Origin of the sequence: Pseudomonas monteilii NBRC 103158 = DSM 14164 (assembly GCF_000730605.1) — a bacterium.
Taxonomy (GTDB): domain Bacteria; phylum Pseudomonadota; class Gammaproteobacteria; order Pseudomonadales; family Pseudomonadaceae; genus Aquipseudomonas; species Aquipseudomonas monteilii.
Genome location: NZ_BBIS01000052.1, coordinates 1 through 22,294, shown reverse-complemented (window position 1 = coordinate 22,294; position 22,294 = coordinate 1). Strand labels below are relative to the sequence as shown.

Here is a 22,294-nt window from a genome sequence, read left to right as displayed (position 1 = left end):
CCACGTTATTTGAACTGGTTTGCTAGGGTCTGTTGCCATTTCGCGCTAACCCATTGATTTATAAGAGCAAGCCCGTATCGTTGAAGCTCTGACCCAACATCGATACGAGCTTGCAATGCCCCGATTACTGCTCAGCGATGAGCATTGGTCGAAGCTGCGGGAAATTCTGCTGCACAAGTGGGCGGTCAGTAGTGGATCACCGTGCGAATCGACTTGCCTTCATGCATCAGGTCGAAGGCCTTGTTGATGTCGTCGAGGCCCATGGTGTGGGTGACGAACGGGGCGAGATCGATCTCGCCTTTCATTGCGTCTTCCACCATGCCCGGGAGTTGGGTGCGCCCCTTGACCCCGCCGAAAGCCGACCCCTTCCAGGTGCGACCGGTGACCAACTGGAACGGGCGGGTCGAAATTTCCTTGCCAGCACCAGCCACGCCGATGACGATCGACTGGCCCCAGCCACGGTGGGCAGCTTCCAGAGCCGAACGCATCACGTCGACGTTGCCGATGCACTCGAAGGTGTGATCGACACCCCAGCCGGTCATCTCGATCAGAACCTCGTGAATCGGCTTGTCGAAGTCCTTCGGATTGAGGCATTCGGTCGCGCCGAAGGTACGAGCCAGATCGAACTTCGCCGGATTGGTATCGATGGCGATGATGCGACCCGCTTTGGCCTGGCGTGCCCCCTGAATCGCAGCGAGACCGATGCCGCCGAGGCCGAAGATGGCCACCGAGTCGCCCGGCTGCACCTTGGCCGTGTTGTGCACGGCGCCGATGCCGGTGGTCACGCCGCAGCCCAGCAGGCAGACATGCTCGGGATTGGCGTCCGGGTTGATCTTGGCCAGCGAGACTTCGGCCACCACCGTGTATTCGCTGAAGGTCGAGCAGCCCATATAGTGGTAGATCGGCTGGCCGTTGTAGCTGAAGCGGGTGGTGCCATCGGGCATCACGCCCTTGCCCTGGGTGGCGCGCACCGCCACGCACAGGTTGGTCTTGCCGCTCTTGCAGAACAGGCACTCACCGCACTCGGCGGTGTACAGCGGGATCACGTGGTCACCCGGCTTGACCGAGGTCACGCCCTCGCCGACCTCGACCACGATGCCGGCGCCCTCATGGCCCAGCACCGCCGGGAACACGCCTTCCGGGTCCTCGCCCGACAGGGTGAAGGCGTCGGTATGGCAAACGCCGGTATTCGTGATCCTGACAAGCACCTCGCCCTTGCGCGGCGGCTCGACGTCGATCTCGACGATTTCCAGTGGCTTTCCAGGCCCGAAGGCAACTGCTGCACGTGATTTCATGATGTCGCTTCCTTTACTAGCTAACTAAACTTTCCCTCACCGAGGGCACCCTGGTGCCTCTACCGCAGGTAGGAGCGGACGATGGAGATGGTCTCGTCAATGGACTTGTTCTGCGAATCGCTCCTGATTTCGCTACTGGGAAACTCTTCCCGTAGATAGCTCTCCATAACCGTTGCCATCAATCCGTTGTCAGCCCCACGAACAGCTGCAAGCTGCTGAAGAATTGCAGGGCATTCAGCACCTGCATCGAGCGCTTGCTTCTTTTCTTCCGGGCCATGTGGCACTCACCGCTTTTCACTCCAGATAAGCGGGGCCTGACGCCGAAGCGACAGGCCCTCAACTCATTAGAATTCCTGCACGGTTGGGCGCAGAACGATCTCGTTAACATCCACGTCAGCAGGCTGTTCAATCGCAAAGGCGATAGCCCGTGCGACGGATTCGGCGGGAATTGCTTGCTTGTAGAAGTCCACCACGAAGTCGCGGCTCTGCTGGTGGGAACTGCCGAATTTCAACTCGGAGTCCACGGCACCCGGTTCGATAGTCGTGGTGCGAATGCTGCCACCGACTTCGTGACGCAGTCCTTCGGAGATGGCCCTCACAGCAAACTTGGTGCCGCTGTACACCGTGCCGCCAGGGCTGAATACCTTCAGGCCTGCAACCGATGCGATGTTGATGAAGTGGCCACTGTTTTGTTTCTGGAAGACCGGCAATGCAGCCGCGACTCCGTACAGCAGCCCCTTGATGTTGATGTCGATCATGCGATCCCACTCGTCAGTGCGAGCATCACTGAGCGGTGCAATCGCCATCAGCCCGGCATTGTTGACCAGTACATCTATGCGCCCGTAGGTGTCCACGGCACCTTGAATGAGCGTTTTGACCTCTTCCTGAGAGGTGACATCGGTCTGATACGCGATTGCCTGACCACCTGCATTGGTCAGCTCAGTCACCAATGCGTCGAGTTTATCTTTGCGGCGTGCGGCCAGCACTACGCGCGCGCCAAGCGCAGCAAGGTGGCGTGCAGTCGCTTCACCCAAGCCACTGCTGGCGCCGGTGATAACGACAACTTTTCCAGAAATGTTATTGCTCATGTTGAGAACCTCATCGGCGGGTTTGTACTTCGCCATGGCTGGTTAACCTGGCAGTGCACAAACCTTAGCCCCATGATTGATCTCAATAAATGGAAATGATTGGATTAAGCTATTCCTGAATATGGAATAAATGGGAGGGCAACATGCTTAACCGCATGGAGATGGTCAGGATTTTTTGCACAGCAGCAGAGGCAGGTAGCTTCCGCGAAGCGGCAACCCGATTAGGTATCTCCCCGCAAGGGGTTACCCGAGCCATTCAAGCCCTGGAAACGGAGCTTGGCGAATCGCTGTTTCACCGTAATACCCGCCAGGTGAGCATCACTGCTTTCGGTCAGGATTACGCCAAAGATGCCAGATCAGCTCTGGAGCATTTCGACACGCTATTCCGGTCGCACAGGATGGAACCTGAGCTGTCAGGGAGGGTGGGGATCACGGCTCCACATGCTATTGGCAGGCGCTTCTTAATACCGTTTCTTCAGCCCTTGGCCGCAGCACATCCAGACCTGCAATTCGATCTCCGCCTGGAAGATCAGATGACCGATGCCGTTGAGGCGCATATCGATATTGGCATCAGGGTGGGTGTTATTCGCGACCGGCGCTACGTCGCACGGGCCTTAGCTCCCGTGCCGTTTTACGTTGTCGCAAGCCCGGCGCTAATAGAGCAAAAGGCAATACCTGGATCTCTGGATGCCTTGGCTCAGCTGCCACTTTCAGTCCTGATCGACCAGAAAAATGGTCGCCCTTGGCCTTGGCTATTTGCCGACGGGCAAACATTCACGCCCAGGCAGCCAGCGCTTATCTGTGATGATCCAGATACGGAATTGGAAGCCACCCTGGCAGGCATGTGTTTTGGCCAAATTCCTGCCTATCTGGCTGAGCCTCATCTGCGGTCAGGAAAGCTGGTTGCCGTTTTGGCTGATCACGCTCCAGCACCATGGGATCTGTTCATATACCGCCCGCAGCAGGGTCCTGTATCGAAGCGGGTGCGATTGGTGTACGACCATCTTAAGCAGGCTTTCTCAAACCCCGAGCTATTTCCCCAAGGCCTGGGGACATAGCGATGCATACCTGCCAGCCAATCGTCCGCTATTGGCCCAGGCTGTGTAAAAACGTTGGCATCGACCTTGCTGTGATTTGAAGGATTCAGACTCAGCAGGGGCGGCCCATGAAGCGCTTTATCCAGGGAGTACATCGAGGCCAAAGCACGCTGCTGCCCGAGAGCCTGGATGACTACGTCGCGGACACCAACCCGGTGCGGGTGGTCGATGTGTTCGTCGATGCAACCAGCCTCCTTGATGAAAAAATCAAGGGAGCTGGCTGCATAGGCAACCCTGGCGCGAAGCACGGCGCGCTCCCAGCTGATCCAGAAGTGAGCTGCAAGGGCGTGGAACCATGCGTACGTGCCGGCATCAATATTAATATATTGACATATATGAATATCGAGAATAGCCTACCGATAACCGCGCTAGAAACCCCAGGAGGTAGTCCCATGAAAGATTCCAGCGATACCCATCCGAATCACCTTCCCGACAGCAGCTACGGCCTGTTTATTGACAACCAGTGAGTTTCGGACGAATACGGTGAAGCCCTCGACATTATCAACGCCACAGCTGCCGACGTCGCCCGCGCGGTGCAGGGCGCACAGCGCGCCTTCGTGACCTGGACCGCTCGGACTCTTCCGACCTCGTTGATCCATATTTTTTGACCCATGACATCGACTATTTTAGATATGCAGGTAAACAAAATGGCACAATCAGAACTTTTCAAAACCACTCAGCTGGGCCCATACACCCTCAAGAACCGTATCGTTCTGCCGCCACTGACGCGTTCACGCAGCTCCCAACCCGGCAATATTGCGAACGACCTGATGGCCACGTATTACCGTCAGCGCAGCGGTGCTGGCTTCATGGTGACCGAGGGCACACAGATCGAACCCCGAGGACAGGGTTATGCCTGGACACCCGGCATTCATAGCCCGGAACAGATACAAGGCTGGCGTAAGGTCACCGACGCTGTTCACGCCGAAGGGGGGGTCATCTTTGCTCAGCTTTGGCATGTGGGTCGCGTGTCGCACACATCGCTGCAACCCGGTGGTGAAGCGCCCATCGCGCCATCAGCCATCCGCGCGGACAACGTCAAGGTGTTCATCGAAACTGGCCCCGGCACGGGTACACTGACCGACCCTTCGACCCCACGAGCTCTGTCCACCGCGGAGGTAAAGGAACTGGTTGCGCTCTACGCCCAAGCAGCCCGAAATGCTTTGGACGCAGGTTTTGACGGGGTGGAGCTTCACTGCGCGAACGGGTACCTGGTAAACCAGTTCATTTCGGCCCATACCAACCAGCGTGATGATGAATATGGCGGTTCGCTGCAGAACCGTCTTCGCTTCCTGCGCGAAATCACCCTCGCCGTTGCTGGTGTTGTCGGCAAGGAGCGCGTTGGCGTTCGCTTCGCCCCGCTGTTCGCGACCACAGACGAAGACCGCGTCTACCTTGGTCTGGTCGAAGATGATCCTCATCAAACCTACATCGAGGCCGTGAAGATCCTCGAGGAAGTGGGCATTGCCTACCTGTCGCTCGCCGAAGCCGATTGGGAAAACGCCCCCGAGCTGCCTGAGACGTTCCGGGAAGATGTTCGTAAGTCCTTCAGCGGCAAGATTCTCTATGCCGGCAAGTACACCGCTGAACGAGGAAATCGCGTGATAAAAGCTGGCTGGGGCGACCTGATCGCTTTTGGTCGCCCCTTCATTGCGAACCCCGACCTGCCCGCTCGTATCGCCAACAACTGGCCGCTTAACCCAGTTGATCCAAGCAGCATGTACGGCGGTACCGATAAGGGCTACACCGACTACCCGACTTACAAATCCTAAACGCTCAATGCCACGCCCCATAACTCAGGGGCGTGGCTCAGCGTTTGCTGACCGAGGAAGTTAAGCATGTACCAACCGAGCACGATCCCCTACCAAGAGCATAGGGGATTCAAACGGACCTTCAGGCAGGGTCATCTAAGCCTTGGGCTGTTCTTTCCCCTGGAGGCTTTCGAGGGTGACACACCGCGCATGCTGGATCAGGTCGCGCTGGCCAAACGTGCAGAGGCACTTGGTTTTTCGGCGCTCTGGTTTCGCGACGTCCCGCTCAGGGACCCAAGCTTCGGTGATGTCGGCCAGGTTTTCGACCCTTGGGTGTATCTGGGCTACATCGCAGCCCATACAACAAAAATCGCACTAGGCACCGCCTCCATCGCCCTTACTTTGCGTAATCCCTTGCACACGGCAAAGGCCGCAGCGAGCATTGATCAGTTGAGCGGAGGTCGCTTGCTCCTGGGAGTAGCCTCTGGCGATCGTCCCGTGGAGTTTCCCGCATTCAGCATTGATCCAGAAAAGCGTGGCGAGACCTTTCAAGAAAACTTCAATGTGATACGCCAAGCCCATCGAACACACTTCGAGCCCATTCGCTGGAGTCACGGCGAGTTACTGGGGGCCGACCTCGTTCCCAAACCTACGACTCGGGAAATACCGCTATTCGTAACCGGACACAGCCGCCAGCCGCTCGATTGGATCGCACGTGAAAGCCATGGATGGATCAACTATCCACGTCCGCCAAAAATACAGCGACTGATCGTGGAGGATTGGAGACAGGAAATAGTTAAACAGTGTGACACTATCTACAAGCCGTTCTTGCAATCGCTTTATATCAACCTGGACGAACACCCATCCACGCCGCCCTCGCATATCCATCTAGGATTCCGACTAGGACGTAACCACCTTCGGACCTTGCTGGATACACTTCAGGAAATCGGTGTAGATCACGTCATCCTGAACCTCAAGTATGGTAAACGCCCCGCAGCAGAGGTTATCGAGGAAATTGGCAAGCATATCGTCCCGCAATTCGGCGCACAGGTGCCCGATAGTTCTACCTGACAGGACAATAGGATTCCAGTCCAGACCAGCCAGTCATTGCGACGGGCAGGCGCGCAGAGATCACGGCGAAGCCTTCCAATTTGATGCGCGAACCAGGAAGATATCTAGATATCGTAAAAAACAGGTATCAAAAAATTCATGACTATTGACGTCAACGAAGCCCTGAAAGCATTGGCGAACCCGATGCGCCTTGCCATCCTCAATTGGCTCAAGGATCCCAGGACAGTCTTTCCTGAGCAGGAGGTCGACCCAGAAACGGTAGGTGTGTGCGTCAGTATCATCCAAGAGCGCACGGGCCTCTCGCAGTCAACGACATCGCTTTATCTCGCAGCTCTACAGCGCGCGCAATTGGTGACATCGCAGCGGATCGGCCCCTGGACCTACTACAAACGCCACGATGGGAATATCGATGCCTTCTTCAAGGCGCTGCAAGAAAGAATCTAGGGCTGCAACCCTTGTATTTCTGACTGATTTCAGTCTTTGCCGATGTCAAAAACAGCAATCTGACCAAATAACGATCAGATCATCCGAAGCTTCGAGTGATCGAAAAGCATTACCAGTGATGCGGTGCGCGGAAAAATCGCTCCTATAGCAAAACTGCCACTTGACAACGCTGAAACCAGGGGCTGTATACGCAAAAGAGAGCACATTCCAGAGAGGGACGCGAAGCCCTTCAAGTGCTCTTCTACGGCCAACCTTCTTTAGGGGGCAGCATAGAATTTCAACATGACAGAACCGCGCCACAACCCTGAGTGTATCGGCCCGGTACTCGCCGCCGGCACCGGGCAGCGCTTCGGCAGCGACAAACGCTGCGCCAAGCTGGCCGACGGCAACAGCCTGCTACGCGCAACAGTGCTGCGCACGCAAGAAGCCTTCAGCGATGTTCGAGTCGTGCTAAAAGCCGAGGACGATGCCCAGGCCCTGGCTATTCCGCCTGGCGTTCAGCTGGTACGTGCGGCCCACGCCAAACAGGGCATGGGCTCAAGCCTGGCTGCCGGCATCCAGAGCCTGGCACACTCGCAGGCCACTGCGGTGGCGGTGCTGCTTGGAGATATGCCGTGGATTTCTGCCGCCACCCTGCGGCAACTGCGAGCGCAGGCCGACGCTGAACATATCGTCGTGGCTTACTGCGAGGGCCAGCGCGGCCACCCGGTGTTGTTCGGCCGGCGCTTCTGGCCGGAGCTGATGCAACTGCAAGGCGAGAATGGGGCCAAGGGTTTGATCGCCAGCCATGCGCAACAGGTGATTGCCGTGACGCTCGATGACCACGGCATTCTGCGGGACGTCGACAGGCCGGACGACCTCAGCCACCCACCGATTTCATAATCAGCGCGCTGCCGGTAAACGTAGCGTCCTGCTTGTCCGCCAGCGCACGGCCGAGCAACGCGGTCAGCTGCGGCTGTGCCTGCTCAGTCGGCAGATCCAACAGCGTGCCCATAAAGTGCCCGCGATTGGATGACAAGCATCCGTATAACCTGCCGGTAGACGACAGGCGCAGACGGCTGCAGCTCCGGCAAAAGGGCGCGCTTTCGTTGGCAATGATGCCGAACGCCCCGCGCTCGCCAACGCTATAACGCAGCGCGGTGGAGTCTACCGGCGCCTCAGCCTGGGTGAAGGCATAACGCTCGCCGATAAGCTCCAGCAGCTCGCGCTGGCCGACGAACTGGGTACGAAAAGCCTGTGCATGCTGGGCCAGATGGCCCATGCGCATAAGTTCGATAAAACGCAACTCGTAGCCCTGCTGAAGGCAGAACGCCAACATGGGCAAAACTTGATCGAGGTTGCTACCACGCATCGGCACCATGTTGATCTTGATGCTCATGCCGGCTTGGCGCGCCTGCTCAATGCCGTTGAGCACCGTCTGCAGGTCGCCGCCCTTGGCGATCGTGCGGAAGGCACTCGGGTCGAGCGTATCGAGGGACACATTGAGCCGCTGGATGCCGGCGCTGCGCAATAACGGCAGTTTGCCGGCCAGCAACTGGCCATTGGTGGTCAGGCTAATGTCCTGCAACGCCAGCTTACCTATGCCCTGCAGAAAGGGCTCCAGCCGGTCACTCAGCAGCGGCTCGCCGCCGGTAATGCGCAGTTCCTCAACCCCTGCAACATCCCTGAGCAACTCGACGGCACGCAGCATCGACGCGGCCGTCAGCTCATCGCGTGCGGCCACCAAGCGACGGCCATCGGCCACACAGTAGGTGCAGGCGTAATTGCATGCGGCAGTCAGGCTCAGACGAAGTTTGCGAAAACGCCGACCATGTCGATCAACTATCACCCGACAACGCCCGTACGGGGATCAATGGCGGGTTCGATGTCCTCCGCCAGCGCTTCAAGCACATAAACCTGACGATCGCTTAGCAGCTCGCCCAAGGCATTGGCCATGGCCGTGTAATGTGGCATCTGCCGATGGCGCGCTATCGCCTCATGGCTGGCCCAGCGCTCGACGAAGACAAAACGCCCGGCCTGTTCAATACAGCGATTCAGGACGTAAGACAGGCAGCCGTCTTCGGCGCGCGATGGCTGCACACAGGCGCGCAGAATCTGCTCGACCTGCGACTCTTTGCCTGCCTTGGCTGTCAGTATCGCTACAACGCGTATGGCTTGACTCATGCTGATGGGTTCCTCGGTTGATAAATTGTTAACGCTGCACGGCCACCAGCCGACAACCTTCTGCCGCAACATCCGTTTGATCCCGGCCAGCCTTCAGCACAGGGTCGCTGTCATGGATGCTCGCAGATCTGAAGCGCAGGCTGCCGCCATTGCGGCCGTTGAGCACTGCCTGAATTTCCGCCAGCACCGCCATGGCCACGCTTTCCGGGGTGTCGCCACCCAGGTCCAGGCCGATCGGATAATGCAAACATTCCAGCCCCGGCAGCTCGTCCTGTGGTTTAGCCAATTGTTCGTGGATGCCGGCCAACAAGCGCTCGGTGCGCTCACGCGGCCCCAACTGACCGACATAGCAGGGTTCACTGTGCAACACACCCTTTAGCCAATGCGCGTCTTGCACCAGGCTGTGGGTCATCACCGCCACCGCAGCCCCGCGCACCAGCTCGTGGTAATCGAAAGGCTGCTCTACATCGCCGACCAGCACCTGGTCAGCCTCGGCAAAACGCTCGGCCCGGGCAAAGTGCGCCCGGCCGTCGATCACCGTCACATGCCAACCCAACAGCTTGGCCATGCGCACCAGCGGCTGGGCATCATGGCCCGCGCCGAAGATCACCAGACGCCGCACCGGCGGCAAGTACTCCAGAAGCACTTCCACTTCGCCGAGACCATTCGGGTAGAGACCACGGGATGACTTGCCGCGCAGCAAGGTCTGCTGCAGGTCGGCGCTGATTTGCTCAACCAGCACCGAGCGCAGCAACTCGCCCGCGGCCTCCTGCCCAGGCATCAAGCACAAACGCTCGCCTAAGCGTGGCGCAGCCGCGCCCGAGCTGACGATTACCGTGGCGATGGCCGCAGGCTGCTGGCGGTCGCGCACGCTGAGCAAAGCATCGACCAAGGCGCAAGGGCCGGCCGGCAGGCGCTCGAACAGCACGTGAACCTTGCCGTTACAGCCCAGGCCGAAGCTCAGCGCTTCCTCGCTGGCGTCATCCGCCTCTGCGGTGCTGTAGCTGCGCAGCGCCGGCCCGGCTTCGGTCAGCCACCAAGCCTTTTTCGCCACTTCCGCCTCCAGGCAGCCGCCACTGATGGTGCCCTCGGGCCGGCCGAAGCGCGACACCAGCATGCGCGCACCGGGCCGCCGATACGCCGAACCTTCGACCTTGACTACAGTCGCAAGCACCGCTTCGCGGCCAGCCTCGCGCTCGGCCAGGAGCGCATCCAGCAATGTGTTCAGGCCCGACATGCAGAACCTCCGCTCAATGCAGGGACTCGGTCCGGCGCTTAGCCACAGCCGGCACCGAAACCTGCGCACCACTCTCGCCGAAACGCTGCAACATAAAGCTGCTCAACGCGGCCAACTCTTGATCGGTATAAATGTTGCCGAACGATGGCATACGCCGATTCACTGGGGCGTCGGCGGCGCCGTGGCCACTCAACAGAATGCCGAGCAAGTTGCTGGCGGCCGGATCGTTGACCGTCTTCAAGCCCAGCAGCATGGCCGTCTGGCTCTGGTTGCCCGTGCCGTCCCAGCGGTGGCAACTGGCGCAGGCTTCGGCGAACAGCTTGTTGCCGAGTGCACTGCCGCTGCCCGGTTCTGCAAGCGTGACCTGCTGCGGGCGAGGCACGCCTTCACTGCGCGGTGGCGAGTCCTTGAGGAACACTGCAATCGCCTGACGGTCAGCGTCAGTCAGGTGGCGCAAGCTGTTTTCCACCACCTCCGCCATGGGCCCTGAAGACAAACCCAGGCCTGGCGCTGCGCCATCCTTCAAATAGCCAGCTAGCACGTCCGTGGGCCAGGCACCAATGCCGTGCACGGGGTCGGCACTGATGTTGTAGGCGTTCCAACCCTGGATCAGATTACCGGCCAGCGAGCGCTCGCTGCTGACAGCCTGAAACAGGTTGCGCGGTGAATGGCATTCGCCGCAGTGACCCGGCCCTTCGACGAGGTATTTGCCGCGATTCCACTCAGCAGAGCGCTGGCTGTCCGCCTGAAATGGCTCATCGTTAAGGAACAGCAAATTCCAGAAAACCATGCCCCAGCGCTGATTGAACGGGAAGCCGATGTGGTTTTCGCGCGGTGCTTGCTCGACCGGTTGCAGGCTGTCGAGATAACCCTTGATCGCGAGGATGTCATCGCGCGACATTTTGCTGTAGGAGGTATAGGGAAACGCCGGGTAGTAGTGCTTGCCGTCACGGCCAATGCCGGTCTGCAGCGCACTGACGAACTCGTCATCGGTCCATGCACCGATGCCGGTTTGCGGGTCCGGGGTAATGTTGGGCGAAAACAGCGAGCCGAACGGCAGCTTGAACTCAACACCACCGGCGAAGGGTTGACCGCCAGGCACGGTATGGCAAGCCACACAGTTGGCAGCGCGCGTCAGGTATTCGCCCTTAGCCAGCAAGTCCTCTTGCGCATAGGCCGCTTGCGCCAGCAGAGCCGCGCTGGCGAGCGTCAGTAGGTTGCTTATTAATTTCATCAAGTGCTCCTTAAACCGGGTAGTAGCCGAAGCGGCTCAGCGGCAGGCGACGGATGCGCTGACCCGAGGCCGCGTACAAGGCATTCACCAGGGCCGGGCCAATCAATGCCGTACCCGCCTCCCCCACGCCACCCGGTGCTTCCAGGCTAGGCAGCAGGTGCACCTCCACCGCCGGCGCTTCGCTGATGCGCAGCTGCCGGTAGTTGTGGAAGTTGGTCTGCTGCACCTGGCCGTTTTCGATGAGGATTTCGTTGAATAGCGAGGCGGACAAGCCGAACAGCGTGCCGCCCTCGATCTGCGCCTTAACCGAGGTCGGGTTAGTCGCAAAGCCGCAATCCACCACACTGACCAGCCGCTTGATGCGTATGCCCAAGTCGCCGTGCATCTCCAGTTCAACCAGGGTCGCCACATAGCTGCCGAACACCGCACTGACCGCCACACCACGGCCCTGCCCTGCGGGCAACGGCTTATTCCAGTCAGTCTTTTCGGCCAGCAAACGCAGCACCGCCTGGGCTCGTGGCTGCTCCGCCATCAGTTCCAGGCGGTAGGCAACCGGGTCGGCTTTGGCGTTGTGCGCCAGCTCATCAATAAAACACTCCAGGGCATAGGTGCCGCGCAGCGGGCCCACGCCGCGCCACCAGGACACGGGCACAACGCTCGGCTCCTGGCGGATATAACGAACCTGCAAATGCACCAGGCTGTAGATAGGGTCTACCGCCACTTCCACGGCATCACTATCCACGCCATTGGGCGGCAAGCTGCCGACATAACGGGCGAGAATCGAGGCGCCGGCGATGCGGTGCTCCCAACCCAGCGGCCGTCCCTGCTCGTCGAGGGCGGCCTGCATACGGTCGGCATACAGCGGCCGGTAGAGGTCGTGGGTCATGTCCTCCTCACGGCTCCAGATCAGCTTGATCGGGTAATCGACCTGGCGTGCGATGGCCACCGCTTGGGTGATGAAATCAAACTCCAGACGCCGGCCGAATGCGCCACCGATCAATTGGTTGTGCACCTGGATTTTTTCCACGGGCAACCCGGTGACTTGGGCGGCCGTCTGCTGGGCAAACACCGGCACTTGGGTGCCGACCCACAGCTCGCAGGCATCTTTGCGCACATGGGCCACACAACTCATGGGTTCAAACGGCGAATGGGACAACAGCGCCTGCTCGTAAACCGCTTCGAACTGGCTAGCCGATTGCTGCTTGGCTTGCTCAATGTCGCCGCTGCGCTTGGCGACCACGCCATCACGGCTACTGGCGACGAGCAGCTCCTGGTCCAACTGCGCTGAACCAATCGCGGCATGTGGGCCGAGGTCCCACTCGATCTTCAGCGCCCTGATGGCCTGCTGACAGGTCCAGAAGTTGCTCGCGGTGACGGCCACGGCATTGTCCAGGCGCACGATGTCGCGCACCCCAGGCACTCGTCGCGCCTGACTGTCATCAACGTTGAGCAGCCGCCCGCCATACACCGGACAGGTGATACTGGAGGCCACCAGCATGCCGGGGATTTGCAGGTCGATGGTAAAGTGCGCCTTGCCGTTGACCTTCGCAGGCGTATCCAGACGCTGCGCGGGGGTGCCCAGCAACTTGAACTGCTCGGGGGTTTTCAGCGGCACTGCGTCGGGCAATGGCAGCGTCGCAGCCGCCTCGACCAAGTCGCCATAGGCCGCCTGCAGGCCATTGGGGCCAAACACCTGGCCGTTCTGCGCATGGCACAGGCTCGGCGCGACGCGCCATTGCAGAGCAGCCGCCTGGATCAACAGGATGCGCGCCGTAGCGCCCGCCCGACGCAGCGGCTCCCAGGTAACACGAGTAGAAGTCGAACCACCGGTGGCCTGAAACTGCATCAGGCTGTCGGTATACAGCGCCGAGTTCGGTGGCGCTTCCTGGATCACCACCTGATCCAGGGGCACTTCCAGCTCCTCGGCGACCATCATGGCAATACCGGTTTGCGCACCCTGGCCCATTTCAATTTTCGGCGAGATCACCGTGACCACGCCATCGGGGCCAATGCGGACAAAGGCACCGTAACCCTCCGCGGAGTGATCACCAAGCCGACCTGCCGCAGCCGCCTCGGCGGCTGCGCTTTTGGCCACCAGCGGCGGTAGCCAGGTACTCAACACCAAGCCACTGAGGGCGATACCGCTGCCCTGCAAGAGGCGGCGACGGGACATATCAACAGTCACTTCGTTAGGCTTTTTCATCTCACGCCTCCTCAACCTGGCCAACACTGTGAATGGCCGTGCGAATCCGGGTGTAAGTGGCGCAGCGGCACAGATTGCCCGCCATGGCGGCGTCAATTGCCTGATCATCGGGCTTCGGCTGGCGCTGCAGCAGCGCCGTGGCGGCCATGATCTGCCCTGATTGGCAGTAACCGCATTGCACCACCTCATGCGCCAGCCAGGCCTGCTGCACGGCTTGGCCCACGACCGTCTCACCGATGGCCTCAATGGTGGTGATAGCGCGGCCCGCCACGGCGGAAATCGGCGTCACGCACGAACGAATCGGCTGGCCATCGAGGTGCACGGTGCACACGCCGCACTGGGCAATGCCGCAGCCATACTTGGTTCCGGTTAGGCCCAGCACATCGCGCAGGACCCATAGCAGAGGCATATCGGGGGCAACGTCAACCTGCTGCGACTGTCCGTTAATGATTAACATTTGCATGGTATTTCCTCTGCTTAAAGTGTTGATGCCGACAACCTTGGTTATCGCTTTGATCATGTGGGTGCGCGACGTGAGGCAGACTTAAACAGCGTCATGCCCTCACGAATCTATTCGCCTTAAACGGGCAACCAGCCACCCGGCCAATGGAAAGGAAATAAGCTGGGTGACAGGCACCAATACCAGCACTTCCACCAGCACCATTACCGGGAAACTCAGATCACGGGTCAGCGGGGCTAATACACTCAGCACCAACAAGAGTGTTGGGTAAAGCCCCAGACAACCAACCACTACACGCCAGAACATGGCGTTTATTTTATGCGAGCGCTTACTGGGTGTATGCATAACTCCCCCTGCAGGCATTGCCTGTAACTTAGCAATCTGGATTTTTTAAATAAAAAAGCCCTACCAGCAAGGAGCTTGAGCTGGCAGAGCAATAACCTGTGTTATCCCAACAAGCGGCAATCAGTCCTCACTGACGCGAACCACTAACTTGCCAAAATTTCGCCCCTCGAGCAGGCCGATAAAGGCCTTAGGCGCCTCCTCCAGACCACTCACTAATTCTTCACGGTATTTAATCCGGCCCTGCGCAAACCAGCTCGACATATCGTTAAAGAACTCGTTGTAGCGGTGGCCGTAATCATCAAAAATAATGAAACCCTGCACATGAATACGCTTGCGCAGAATGCTGCCCATCAAAGCAGGCAAACGATCTGGCCCGTTGGGTAAAGCGGTATCGTTGTAGTGCGCAATAATGCCGCAGACGGGCACTCGGGCCTTGGTATTGAGCAGCGGCAGCACCGCATCGAAGACCTTGCCGCCGACATTCTCGAAGTAGATGTCGATACCTGCCGGGCAGGCCTTGGCCAGTTGCTCGGCGAAGTCCGGCGCACGGTGATCTAGACAGGCATCAAAACCCAGCACCTCGACCGCATGCCGGCATTTTTCCGCGCCACCGGCGACACCGACCACATGGCAGCCCTTGATCTTGCCGATCTGCCCCACAGTCGCGCCGACCGGCCCGGTGGCCGCCGCCACCACCAGGGTTTCACCCGCCTGCGGCCGGCCAATATCGAGCAAGCCCATATAAGCGGTGAAGCCCGGCATGCCAAAGATGCCCAAGGCATAAGAAGGATGCGCCGGCGACTCACCCAACGCGGTCAGATCGCTTCCATCGGACAGCGTGTAGTCCTGCCAGCCAGCAAAGGACAGCACCCAGTCACCGACCTTGTAGGCCGGGTTTTTCGAAGCCTCCACACGGCATACAGTGCCACCCACAATCACTCCACCGATTTCCACCGGCGCAGCATAGGACGGTGCATCACTCATGCGACCACGCATGTAAGGGTCAAGTGAGAGGTAAACGGTACGCAACAGAACCTGCCCTTCTGCTGGCTCAGGAATGGGGCTTTGCTCAATGCGAAAATTCGCTTCGAGAGGCGCACCGTGGGGACGTGAGGCCAGAACGACGCGCCGATTGATTAGCTTTGATTGGGGCATGTGCAAACTCCTGGGGTTGCTGAAGTTGGGCTTGTCTCGATCACCCGAATTAGACCAGTCGACTAGTTGGTCAGTGAAAAAAATGCCCACCAACAGGTGGGCAACCGCGCCATCAGATGTTGTCAGAGGTCAGAATGGTCTGAGTTGTGGCCATGGCGTGTTCCAGCGGCCGACTATTACGGTGTAGCTTGCTCAGCAGACTCGCACCGAGCCACAACTGGTAAAGGGCCGTCGCAGTGTGGAAAGCATCGCCCATTGCCAGAGAACCGTCTCGCTGCCCCTGCTCAATACATTCAGAAATCCGCGCAATGATTTGATCTGCACCATCGCGCAGCGTGAGGCGCATGGGCTCCGAAAGATCAGCTACCTCTGCGCTCAGCTTCACCACCAGGCACTTCTGGTCGTCGCAGGGCTCGCAGTAGCTGTCTAGCCACTTCTGCCAATACCCCATCAGGCGCTCGCGAGCCGTGTTGCCCGTGACGGCAAAACGCTCATCCATGCTCGCCAAATAATTGCGAAAGTAATCCTCAAGCAACGACTGGCCGTACTGCTCTTTGGACTTAAAATAATGGTAAAACGAGCCTTTCGGCACGTTAGCGGCCTGCAAAATCTCGTTAAGGCCCACACCAGTGAAGCCCTTAACCACCATCATGCGGTGGCCGGTATCGAGTAGATGCTGACGCGTATCGTCGTAACGTAGTTTCATCGGATTAATGTATCAATAAATAGACCAGTCGTCTATAGTGAATTTCTGAGAGAATTGTTAGCCATTCTTGATGACACTCAGACAGTATACAGACCAACCCACACACAGCGAGCTCATGGCGGCACAGTACGGCGAAGCACCTACCTGAAGCTAACGGGGAACCTTCAAACCGCCCTTCGCTCGTGCCCAGAAGGAAAGCCGCTGGATAGAGACCTCAGTGGATCCGGAGGGAACCTAAAGGGCATCGCCGCACTCAGCTTGCCATGCCAGTAGACTGGTCGCTTAGTGACAGATAAAATTTTGATCGCCGGTTGCTGCCCCCCCCTGCCGAGATCCCTCATACAAAGCACACCTTCCCTCCCACGATAACTTACAAGGCGTAATAACGATGATAAAACTCCACCATCTAAATGATTCTAGGTCGTTTCGTATTCTGTGGCTACTGGAAGAAATAGGCCAACCATATGAAATCATTCGGTATCAGCGTGATAAAGAAACCCATCTGGCCCCCGAAACCCTGAAGGACATTCACCCGCTAGGCAAATCTCCGGTTATTGAGCTCGACGGCAAGATAATTGCGGAGTCAGGGTCGATTACAGAAGTTTTGATTAAAGAATTCGCCCCCCATCTAGCACCAAACGAAAAAAGTCCAGAATATATTGACTACCTACAATGGATACACTTCTCAGAGAGCTCAGCGATGCTCCCGCTCCTACTTAAAATATTCAATGAGTTCGAAACACGATCCGGAACCGACCTAAAATTCCTCAAGAACTATGCAGAAATTGAATTCAACAAAGTTTTTTCATACCTAAACAATCACTTGAATAATAAAAAATTTTTAGTCGAAGACAGACTCACAGGAGCAGACTTCATGCTGGGTTTTGTAGTGAAAGGCGCACTTAATCTGCTCAAGTCTAGCGGTGCATTTCCACATATCGAAAGCTATATTACTAATATTGAAAATCAGATAAGTTACAAGCGAGCACTGGATATAGATGCCAATTAAACCTGGCTTCGCAAAAAAAAGCCTCCAAGAAACCAACGCCGGTCTGAGAGCAGCATTGCTCAATTCATACCCCAAAAGGACTCAACCGAGTGACTCAACCGAAAACCCGGGTTCGACCCGGGTTTTTGCTTTTTTACAGACGCACTTTCTCTATATCAGCCAGCAAATAGCCCAACTTCTAGCTCACGGACCACCGATCATGGGATATATCTGACCCACGAGGAGAAACTTTCGAACTAACCCCTGGGCATCCCTTCAATAACACCGACGAGCATTTCAACGATATTCTGCGTTGCCACTCAGACCGTAGAATCGACACTGTTGCCCTGAGGCTAGCAGCAATATTTCAAGAACCGAATGGAGAAGGCTGAATAAAATTCTTGCGTCCCAGTTCAACACCTTCGAGGGGTGATATATCAAGCGGAAGCGGCACTAGGGCTATTTTGATGGCACCACGCATAGGTGTCGAGGCCCGTAGCTTTCATACCAGCTCAGCAAGCAGCACCGAACCATCACCGACGAGAACGACTAAGAGTCCCCTTGCGCAGACAGCGAGCCCCCGCAGGCTTCAAGCGCAGGTGCTGATCGTCCTTGACCAGGTACCTCATTGCCTCGTGGGTATTAGGCCGCTTCGACTGATCCTCCCTATGGATCTGGCCGATGCCTAGCTTGTCGCCGTACTGTTCCTTATCATGGTTGCAGCTGTGGGCATAGCCCTGACGACGAGTGATCTCCTCCCACAGCTTGCCAATCCTAGTTGCCTTACAGACATCCCGGCACACTATGTTGCCATTGAAGAAGTAGGCTGCATGGATGTGGTAACCCCTGCCGTCATTTCGATCCCCCTGCTCAACGGCGTAGATGTATCCGATAAGATGCTCGAAGATCGGATGGCGGTGGTGCTTGGTAATCAGGGCATCCAAGTGATTGAACACTTGTTCGATACGTAGCCTGGCTTGTGCCTCAGACCAGTAGTACAGGTTCAACCTGATGATCGCGGTACGCGAGTATCGGCTCATCATCGCATCCGTGTACTCGGTGATTTCCCTATCCTGCTGCTTGGCCAACTGCTGCCGGTCCCACTTCCTACGCCGATACCACTGCTCTCGTGTCAGTTCACGGATCCGTGCGGTCAGGACGTTCATGCTCTGGTGATGACTGAGCCAGTACGTCTCCGTCTCGCTCATGCAGACAGGACCATTGGGTGAACGCTGAAGACCGATGTCGTCACAGGCTTCCCGGAACGCTAACAGGTGCTCGCTGTAGTCGTACGGCACTCGATCATCGAACAGGTTGTACATCTGCTGGACGTTGGTGAAGTACCGGGAGAGTCTGGTCTGCTCGACCTGCTCATAGCCTGAGCGCTTGTGCGTGATCCGGAATGCAGGAGTGTCGCTGTGTTCGATAGCCTGAACGAGTGATTCGATCTGCAGGGCTATGTCGGACTGGGAGAGGTGGGTGTTGTGCTTACGGTTGTTCATCGGTGAGTACCTGATTGGTTGTTGGTGCATACCAGGCACGTGGTGTGTTTCTTTTTACTGGTGTTCTTTCCCTCTGGTGGTAGTCAGTAGTGATGGGTAGTGATGGTTGCTATCGATTAGTAAGAGCTGGTAGTTAATAGCTATATCAATAGATGCAGCCCTGACCAGAGCCGTCCCTCCAGACCTGGGCGGGAAATAGGGAGCAACATTGCCAAGCCTGTCGAGAGATTTTCCGTACTGAGCTTTGGGAGAGTTAGCTGAGAGCAGAGCCCTACCAGAAACGGCATAAGCGCCATGACCAGCGAAGCCGATCATGGCGGAAAAGTTTACTTGGCGACGCTCAAATGGTTGCTTGGACGTGTGGCGGATCCCTCAGCCATATCCCGCTCCTCGATTCTTGCCAGGATCCAATCATCGACCTCTGACTGGATCCACCCCACGCCTCGGGTACTCGGCATATCCATGCCGGCAGGAGCTAAGTTAACCGGTTTCGGGAAGATTCCGTCCGCGATGTATTTGTAGATAGTTGACCTGGCAAGACCAGTCGTATCGATTACTTCTTTCAATCGCATTATACGCATGAGCAGGCACTCCTCTATGGCTCAGAGGATGTGCAAGGGTTTTAAAAAAGAACCGACCCAAAGCCAGCCCTGTAGGCAAGCACGCCCGAGGCAGCCATCCATTGCGGGAAAGTAATCATGGCGGCCTGGCACAGGCGGCAGCCGACGAATCCGAAGCTAAGCCAACCGCAACAGACAAATGCAATACAGGGGCAGCTCACTTGCCCGCCCTCCTGTGAACAGTGAAAGTCCCGCTCGGGCGCCACACATAGCCTCAAGGCACGTGAAGCCTCCGGGGTGCCCCTCCCTAACCAGCAAGAACAAACTGACTGAGCACCACGTCATTGCTAGCAGCAGCTGACTGAAAATCACCCAGCAGCTGAATGCTTGTCGGACGAAGCGCAGCTGCCGAAAAAAGCATGAATTTCAGCCAATGCTTACCGTTCTGCTACTGGCATTTACATGCCTATAGCTACGTTGAAGCCATGTAAAATCTGGGTTATACAAGATTTCATACATCTATAAATCATCTACAGATGTTCTTTCATGATTCATTTCATTGACTATTACCTATCTCCTGATTAACTTAATTTGTACTTTTTATGTGCTAGGAATGAATAGATAAATGGCTGTAAATGAGATGGATTTGCTTTCTGAGGAGCTTCCCGGGTGGGGTCTGACTGAACGGGAGGTAACGTGGCTATGGCTTTTCCTGGAAAGCAGGGAAAGCATTCAGATGGATGAGTGCCAGCTCAACAGCCAAACCATGCGAAACCAAATTGCTAGAGCACTCAGAAGGAATCCTCGCGTCACGAGGGGCCTAGTACGAGCACGGGATAGCGAGCTGCTACCGGAGGAGGCATTCAGCTGGGTCGAAAAAAGCGGACGACAACCAAAATGGCTCGCCGCTCAAGCAGGGAATAAAACAGGACTGCGAATACGTAGCAGTGTCTTCCGCACACTCACTGACAGGGAGCAACTGATTGCACTGTTCGATCTCTGGGACAGAGATTTCGGCCAGAAAGAGAGTGCATTGAAGCGCCTATCAGACGCCTGGACCGAGCACGCGCGGTCAGACAGGATCTTCAGCTGGTTCAAAGACAAGGACGAACGCACAAAATGCGCTCTGGCATGGAGTTGGCTTGAGAAAAACAAGCCCAGGCTAACGTGGCGCGCCGAGCCCTTTACAAAGCTCACTGAGCTGCTGGAGTTCTTCGACCATAGCGGAGCCTCCGACGAGGAAAAGGAACTCTACGTCGACAAAATTAAGAGGCGCTGGAGCACGCAAAAAACGCGCGAGAAGGCTGTCGAGAAGAAGCAATACAACTTTGTGCTCCCCCTGAGCGTCAATGCGCTCCTGGACAAGCTTGCTGAAGAGCACCAGCTATCCAGAACCAAGGTCTTGGAGATGCTTATCCTAGGCGAGGAACAGCACGAGCTGTATCTCCCGAAACAACCCTCCAGATGAGCCATCTGGAGCCACGAAAGCCCAGTGGCACAAAAAGTGGCACAAAATTCGAGCGAGACAGAAAACCATCAGGCATAAAAAAATCCAGTCACCGTTAAGTGACTGGGTTTTCTAGGGTTTTTTGGTCGGGACGGAGTGATTCGAACACTCGACCCCTTGCACCCCATGCATGCCAAGCCTACGTAACGGCATGAAAACACAGGATTTCCGGCCCTGCTTTCGCTGCAACGAAGCCTCACGCGTCCGGACGCATCCGAGCGAAGTCACTTCAAAAGTCACTGGCCAAGGCCAGCCCGCCCACGGCGTTCTGCCGACCGCTTCCCTTCCTTTATATAGCTACTCACCGCCACGGCGGATTCCATCGACTACAGCCTCGCACGCCAGTCCTGCTATTCGGCTTCGCTCAAGCGCTGCTGCGCAGCTGCCCGCCATTCGGTCAGCGTCTTCAAGCAATCCCCCGAGCACCACGACGGCAGAGGTTCCTGCCTTGCGCTGCTGGGCAGCGATGGTGTCGCAGGTGGCTGATCGGCCGGCCCGCAGTCTGTCGATTTCCCCGCGCAGCCCGCCAGCAGCAGACTCAGCAGCAGCGGCGCGGCCCTGGGCCAGTTCCAGTTTCTGTCGTGCACTCTCACCCTCCTCATCCGCCACAGCCTGGCGGCGCTGTTCTTCCTGTCGGGCTTGGGCCGCGGTGCGCCTGTCGCGCTCGGCAACCTGCAGGCGGTAGTCGGCCAACTCGCTCCGGGCAGTGCCGGTTTCGCCTTGGGCAACCACCACCCGGTACTGCTGGCCACCTGCGATCAGTACCAAAGCAGTAAGCCACCAGCACCAGGCCGGAACCGCGCCAAGCCAGGTCATGCCAGCGCCCGCCGAATGCCTTCGTCGATCACCTCTGCCTTGTACGGGTTGCCGCCGTTCTCGTGGACGATGATGCCGACCACGGCTTCGCGCAGCACTTGCGGCTTGGAGATGTCGATGGAATCGCGCACGCCAACGCCCAGGCGCTTGGCAATGGCCTGGGCGTAGGCCAAGGTGTTGTTCTCGCTGGACGGCGCCCACCGGCTGATGAACTCTAGCGGGGTGTCGATACCTGGGCGGCCAACCCCGGGCATACCGTCCTTGCTCCGGTAGTTCAGCAGCAGCTTGCCCAGGGCGCGGATGCCGTTTTCGGCCTGGTCGAATCGAGCGAAGCGCGGCTTAGCCACGCCCTCCTCCAGCCCCAGCTGGCCCTGCCAAGCGTTGCGCGGGTTGTAGTCTATGTTCCCAGGGTTGCAATTGCGTACGCCGCGAGGAGTGCTCATTGAGCTGGCTCCTCTACTGGCAGCGCTTCGGCCTCCTGAACGGTCACGCTGACCTGAGCGGAGTAACGCTTGACCAGGTGGGCGGTGAGCACTTCATTTCCAGGGTTCGCGTTTAGCAGTTCTCGCGCGGCGGCATCTGCTTCAGGTTCGGTGGCGAATTCCACGGTGCGCAGCGGGCCCAGGGCATTGGTGCGGTCGATAACGATGAAAGGCATGGGTTTTCTCCAGG

At 57.7% G+C, this 22,294-nt stretch carries 24 protein-coding genes and 1 pseudogene; 8 read left to right on the top strand and 17 right to left on the bottom strand.

The window, feature by feature from the left end; translation table 11 throughout:
- Nucleotides 1-185 precede the first annotated feature (185 nt).
- From PM2_RS24330 to PM2_RS24320, 3 genes are all read right to left on the bottom strand, one after another.
- Nucleotides 186-1,298 (bottom strand): S-(hydroxymethyl)glutathione dehydrogenase/class III alcohol dehydrogenase, encoded by a 1,113-nt coding sequence (locus PM2_RS24330; RefSeq protein WP_426761253.1) that lies wholly within the window; start codon nucleotides 1,296-1,298, stop codon nucleotides 186-188.
- Nucleotides 1,299-1,354: 56 nt separating this feature from the next.
- Complete coding sequence (locus PM2_RS24325) at nucleotides 1,355-1,519, bottom strand: metal-sensing transcriptional repressor (protein ID WP_231098875.1); 165 nt, start codon at nucleotides 1,517-1,519, stop codon at nucleotides 1,355-1,357.
- A 120-nt stretch (nucleotides 1,520-1,639) separates the two neighbouring features.
- Nucleotides 1,640-2,383 (bottom strand): SDR family oxidoreductase, encoded by a 744-nt coding sequence (locus PM2_RS24320; protein ID WP_028699800.1) that lies wholly within the window; start codon nucleotides 2,381-2,383, stop codon nucleotides 1,640-1,642.
- A gap of 143 nt (nucleotides 2,384-2,526) precedes the next feature.
- Between PM2_RS24320 and PM2_RS24315 the strand changes: the two genes are divergently transcribed.
- From PM2_RS24315 to PM2_RS24290, 6 genes and pseudogenes are all read left to right on the top strand, one after another.
- Complete coding sequence (locus PM2_RS24315) at nucleotides 2,527-3,441, top strand: LysR family transcriptional regulator (RefSeq protein WP_028699799.1); 915 nt, start codon at nucleotides 2,527-2,529, stop codon at nucleotides 3,439-3,441.
- 107 nt (nucleotides 3,442-3,548) lie between these two features.
- A pseudogene (locus tag PM2_RS31635) lies at nucleotides 3,549-3,674 on the top strand (hypothetical protein); the annotation flags it as partial.
- Between the two features lie 453 nt (nucleotides 3,675-4,127).
- Nucleotides 4,128-5,252, top strand: coding sequence for an alkene reductase (locus tag PM2_RS24305; protein ID WP_028699798.1), 1,125 nt, complete (start codon nucleotides 4,128-4,130; stop codon nucleotides 5,250-5,252).
- Nucleotides 5,253-5,318: 66 nt separating this feature from the next.
- On the top strand, nucleotides 5,319-6,302 hold the full coding sequence (locus PM2_RS24300; RefSeq protein ID WP_028699797.1) for an LLM class oxidoreductase: 984 nt from the start codon (nucleotides 5,319-5,321) through the stop codon (nucleotides 6,300-6,302).
- Between the two features lie 138 nt (nucleotides 6,303-6,440).
- Nucleotides 6,441-6,746: an ArsR/SmtB family transcription factor gene (locus tag PM2_RS24295; RefSeq protein ID WP_010953420.1), complete on the top strand. Its 306-nt coding sequence runs from the start codon at nucleotides 6,441-6,443 to the stop codon at nucleotides 6,744-6,746.
- Nucleotides 6,747-7,028: 282 nt separating this feature from the next.
- Nucleotides 7,029-7,628, top strand: coding sequence for a nucleotidyltransferase family protein (locus PM2_RS24290; RefSeq protein ID WP_028699796.1), 600 nt, complete (start codon nucleotides 7,029-7,031; stop codon nucleotides 7,626-7,628).
- On the opposite strand, the gene PM2_RS24285 is transcribed toward PM2_RS24290, so the two are convergent.
- From PM2_RS24285 to curR, 9 genes are all read right to left on the bottom strand, one after another.
- Nucleotides 7,606-8,574, bottom strand: a complete 969-nt coding sequence (locus PM2_RS24285) for a GTP 3',8-cyclase MoaA (RefSeq protein ID WP_028699795.1) — start codon at nucleotides 8,572-8,574, stop codon at nucleotides 7,606-7,608. The two genes, PM2_RS24290 and PM2_RS24285, sit on opposite strands and share 23 nt — an antisense overlap.
- Nucleotides 8,571-8,909: a putative quinol monooxygenase gene (locus PM2_RS24280; protein ID WP_004574290.1), complete on the bottom strand. Its 339-nt coding sequence runs from the start codon at nucleotides 8,907-8,909 to the stop codon at nucleotides 8,571-8,573. The genes PM2_RS24285 and PM2_RS24280 overlap by 4 nt, the downstream gene beginning before the upstream one ends.
- A gap of 28 nt (nucleotides 8,910-8,937) precedes the next feature.
- A complete protein-coding gene (locus PM2_RS24275) occupies nucleotides 8,938-10,146 on the bottom strand; it encodes an XdhC family protein (RefSeq protein ID WP_010953417.1) in 1,209 nt (402 codons plus the stop codon).
- A 13-nt stretch (nucleotides 10,147-10,159) separates the two neighbouring features.
- Nucleotides 10,160-11,380, bottom strand: coding sequence for a cytochrome c (locus PM2_RS24270; RefSeq protein ID WP_023464840.1), 1,221 nt, complete (start codon nucleotides 11,378-11,380; stop codon nucleotides 10,160-10,162).
- A gap of 10 nt (nucleotides 11,381-11,390) precedes the next feature.
- On the bottom strand, nucleotides 11,391-13,583 hold the full coding sequence (locus tag PM2_RS24265; RefSeq protein WP_028699794.1) for a xanthine dehydrogenase family protein molybdopterin-binding subunit: 2,193 nt from the start codon (nucleotides 13,581-13,583) through the stop codon (nucleotides 11,391-11,393).
- A gap of 1 nt (nucleotide 13,584) precedes the next feature.
- A complete protein-coding gene (locus PM2_RS24260) occupies nucleotides 13,585-14,046 on the bottom strand; it encodes a (2Fe-2S)-binding protein (protein WP_010953414.1) in 462 nt (153 codons plus the stop codon).
- A gap of 99 nt (nucleotides 14,047-14,145) precedes the next feature.
- Nucleotides 14,146-14,388 carry a hypothetical protein gene (locus tag PM2_RS30300; RefSeq protein WP_004574300.1) on the bottom strand — a complete coding sequence of 81 codons (243 nt, stop codon included), beginning with the start codon at nucleotides 14,386-14,388 and terminating at the stop codon, nucleotides 14,146-14,148.
- Nucleotides 14,389-14,508: 120 nt separating this feature from the next.
- Complete coding sequence (curA, locus tag PM2_RS24255) at nucleotides 14,509-15,543, bottom strand: NADPH-dependent curcumin/dihydrocurcumin reductase (protein WP_010953413.1); 1,035 nt, start codon at nucleotides 15,541-15,543, stop codon at nucleotides 14,509-14,511.
- 112 nt (nucleotides 15,544-15,655) lie between these two features.
- Nucleotides 15,656-16,249, bottom strand: coding sequence for a TetR family transcriptional repressor CurR (gene curR / locus PM2_RS24250; RefSeq protein WP_028699793.1), 594 nt, complete (start codon nucleotides 16,247-16,249; stop codon nucleotides 15,656-15,658).
- Nucleotides 16,250-16,637: 388 nt separating this feature from the next.
- Here curR and PM2_RS24245 point away from each other — a divergent pair, with 388 nt between their 5' ends.
- On the top strand, nucleotides 16,638-17,258 hold the full coding sequence (locus PM2_RS24245) for a glutathione S-transferase family protein (RefSeq protein WP_010487132.1): 621 nt from the start codon (nucleotides 16,638-16,640) through the stop codon (nucleotides 17,256-17,258).
- Between the two features lie 512 nt (nucleotides 17,259-17,770).
- Here PM2_RS24245 and PM2_RS24240 read toward each other — a convergent pair.
- Nucleotides 17,771-18,739, bottom strand: a complete 969-nt coding sequence (locus PM2_RS24240; RefSeq protein ID WP_028699792.1) for a YagK/YfjJ domain-containing protein — start codon at nucleotides 18,737-18,739, stop codon at nucleotides 17,771-17,773.
- 326 nt (nucleotides 18,740-19,065) lie between these two features.
- On the bottom strand, nucleotides 19,066-19,320 hold the full coding sequence (locus PM2_RS24235) for a helix-turn-helix transcriptional regulator (protein ID WP_023464843.1): 255 nt from the start codon (nucleotides 19,318-19,320) through the stop codon (nucleotides 19,066-19,068).
- Nucleotides 19,321-19,924: 604 nt separating this feature from the next.
- On the opposite strand from PM2_RS24235, the gene PM2_RS24230 reads away from it, so the two are divergent.
- Nucleotides 19,925-20,767: a hypothetical protein gene (locus PM2_RS24230; RefSeq protein ID WP_023464844.1), complete on the top strand. Its 843-nt coding sequence runs from the start codon at nucleotides 19,925-19,927 to the stop codon at nucleotides 20,765-20,767.
- A 336-nt stretch (nucleotides 20,768-21,103) separates the two neighbouring features.
- Here PM2_RS24230 and PM2_RS24225 read toward each other — a convergent pair whose 3' ends face one another.
- Genes PM2_RS24225 through PM2_RS24215 form a run of 3 tightly spaced genes read right to left on the bottom strand, consistent with a single transcriptional unit; the run spans nucleotide 21,104 to nucleotide 22,280 of the window.
- Nucleotides 21,104-21,622: a DUF2514 family protein gene (locus PM2_RS24225; protein ID WP_028699791.1), complete on the bottom strand. Its 519-nt coding sequence runs from the start codon at nucleotides 21,620-21,622 to the stop codon at nucleotides 21,104-21,106.
- Nucleotides 21,619-22,065 carry a structural protein P5 gene (locus PM2_RS24220; RefSeq protein WP_028699790.1) on the bottom strand — a complete coding sequence of 149 codons (447 nt, stop codon included), beginning with the start codon at nucleotides 22,063-22,065 and terminating at the stop codon, nucleotides 21,619-21,621. Before PM2_RS24220 ends, PM2_RS24225 begins: the two co-directional genes overlap by 4 nt.
- The gene (locus PM2_RS24215; protein ID WP_028699789.1) at nucleotides 22,062-22,280 is read right to left on the bottom strand and encodes a hypothetical protein; all 219 of its coding nucleotides are present in this window, start codon (nucleotides 22,278-22,280) and stop codon (nucleotides 22,062-22,064) included. The genes PM2_RS24220 and PM2_RS24215 overlap by 4 nt, the downstream gene beginning before the upstream one ends.
- Between the last annotated feature and the right edge of the window lie 14 nt (nucleotides 22,281-22,294).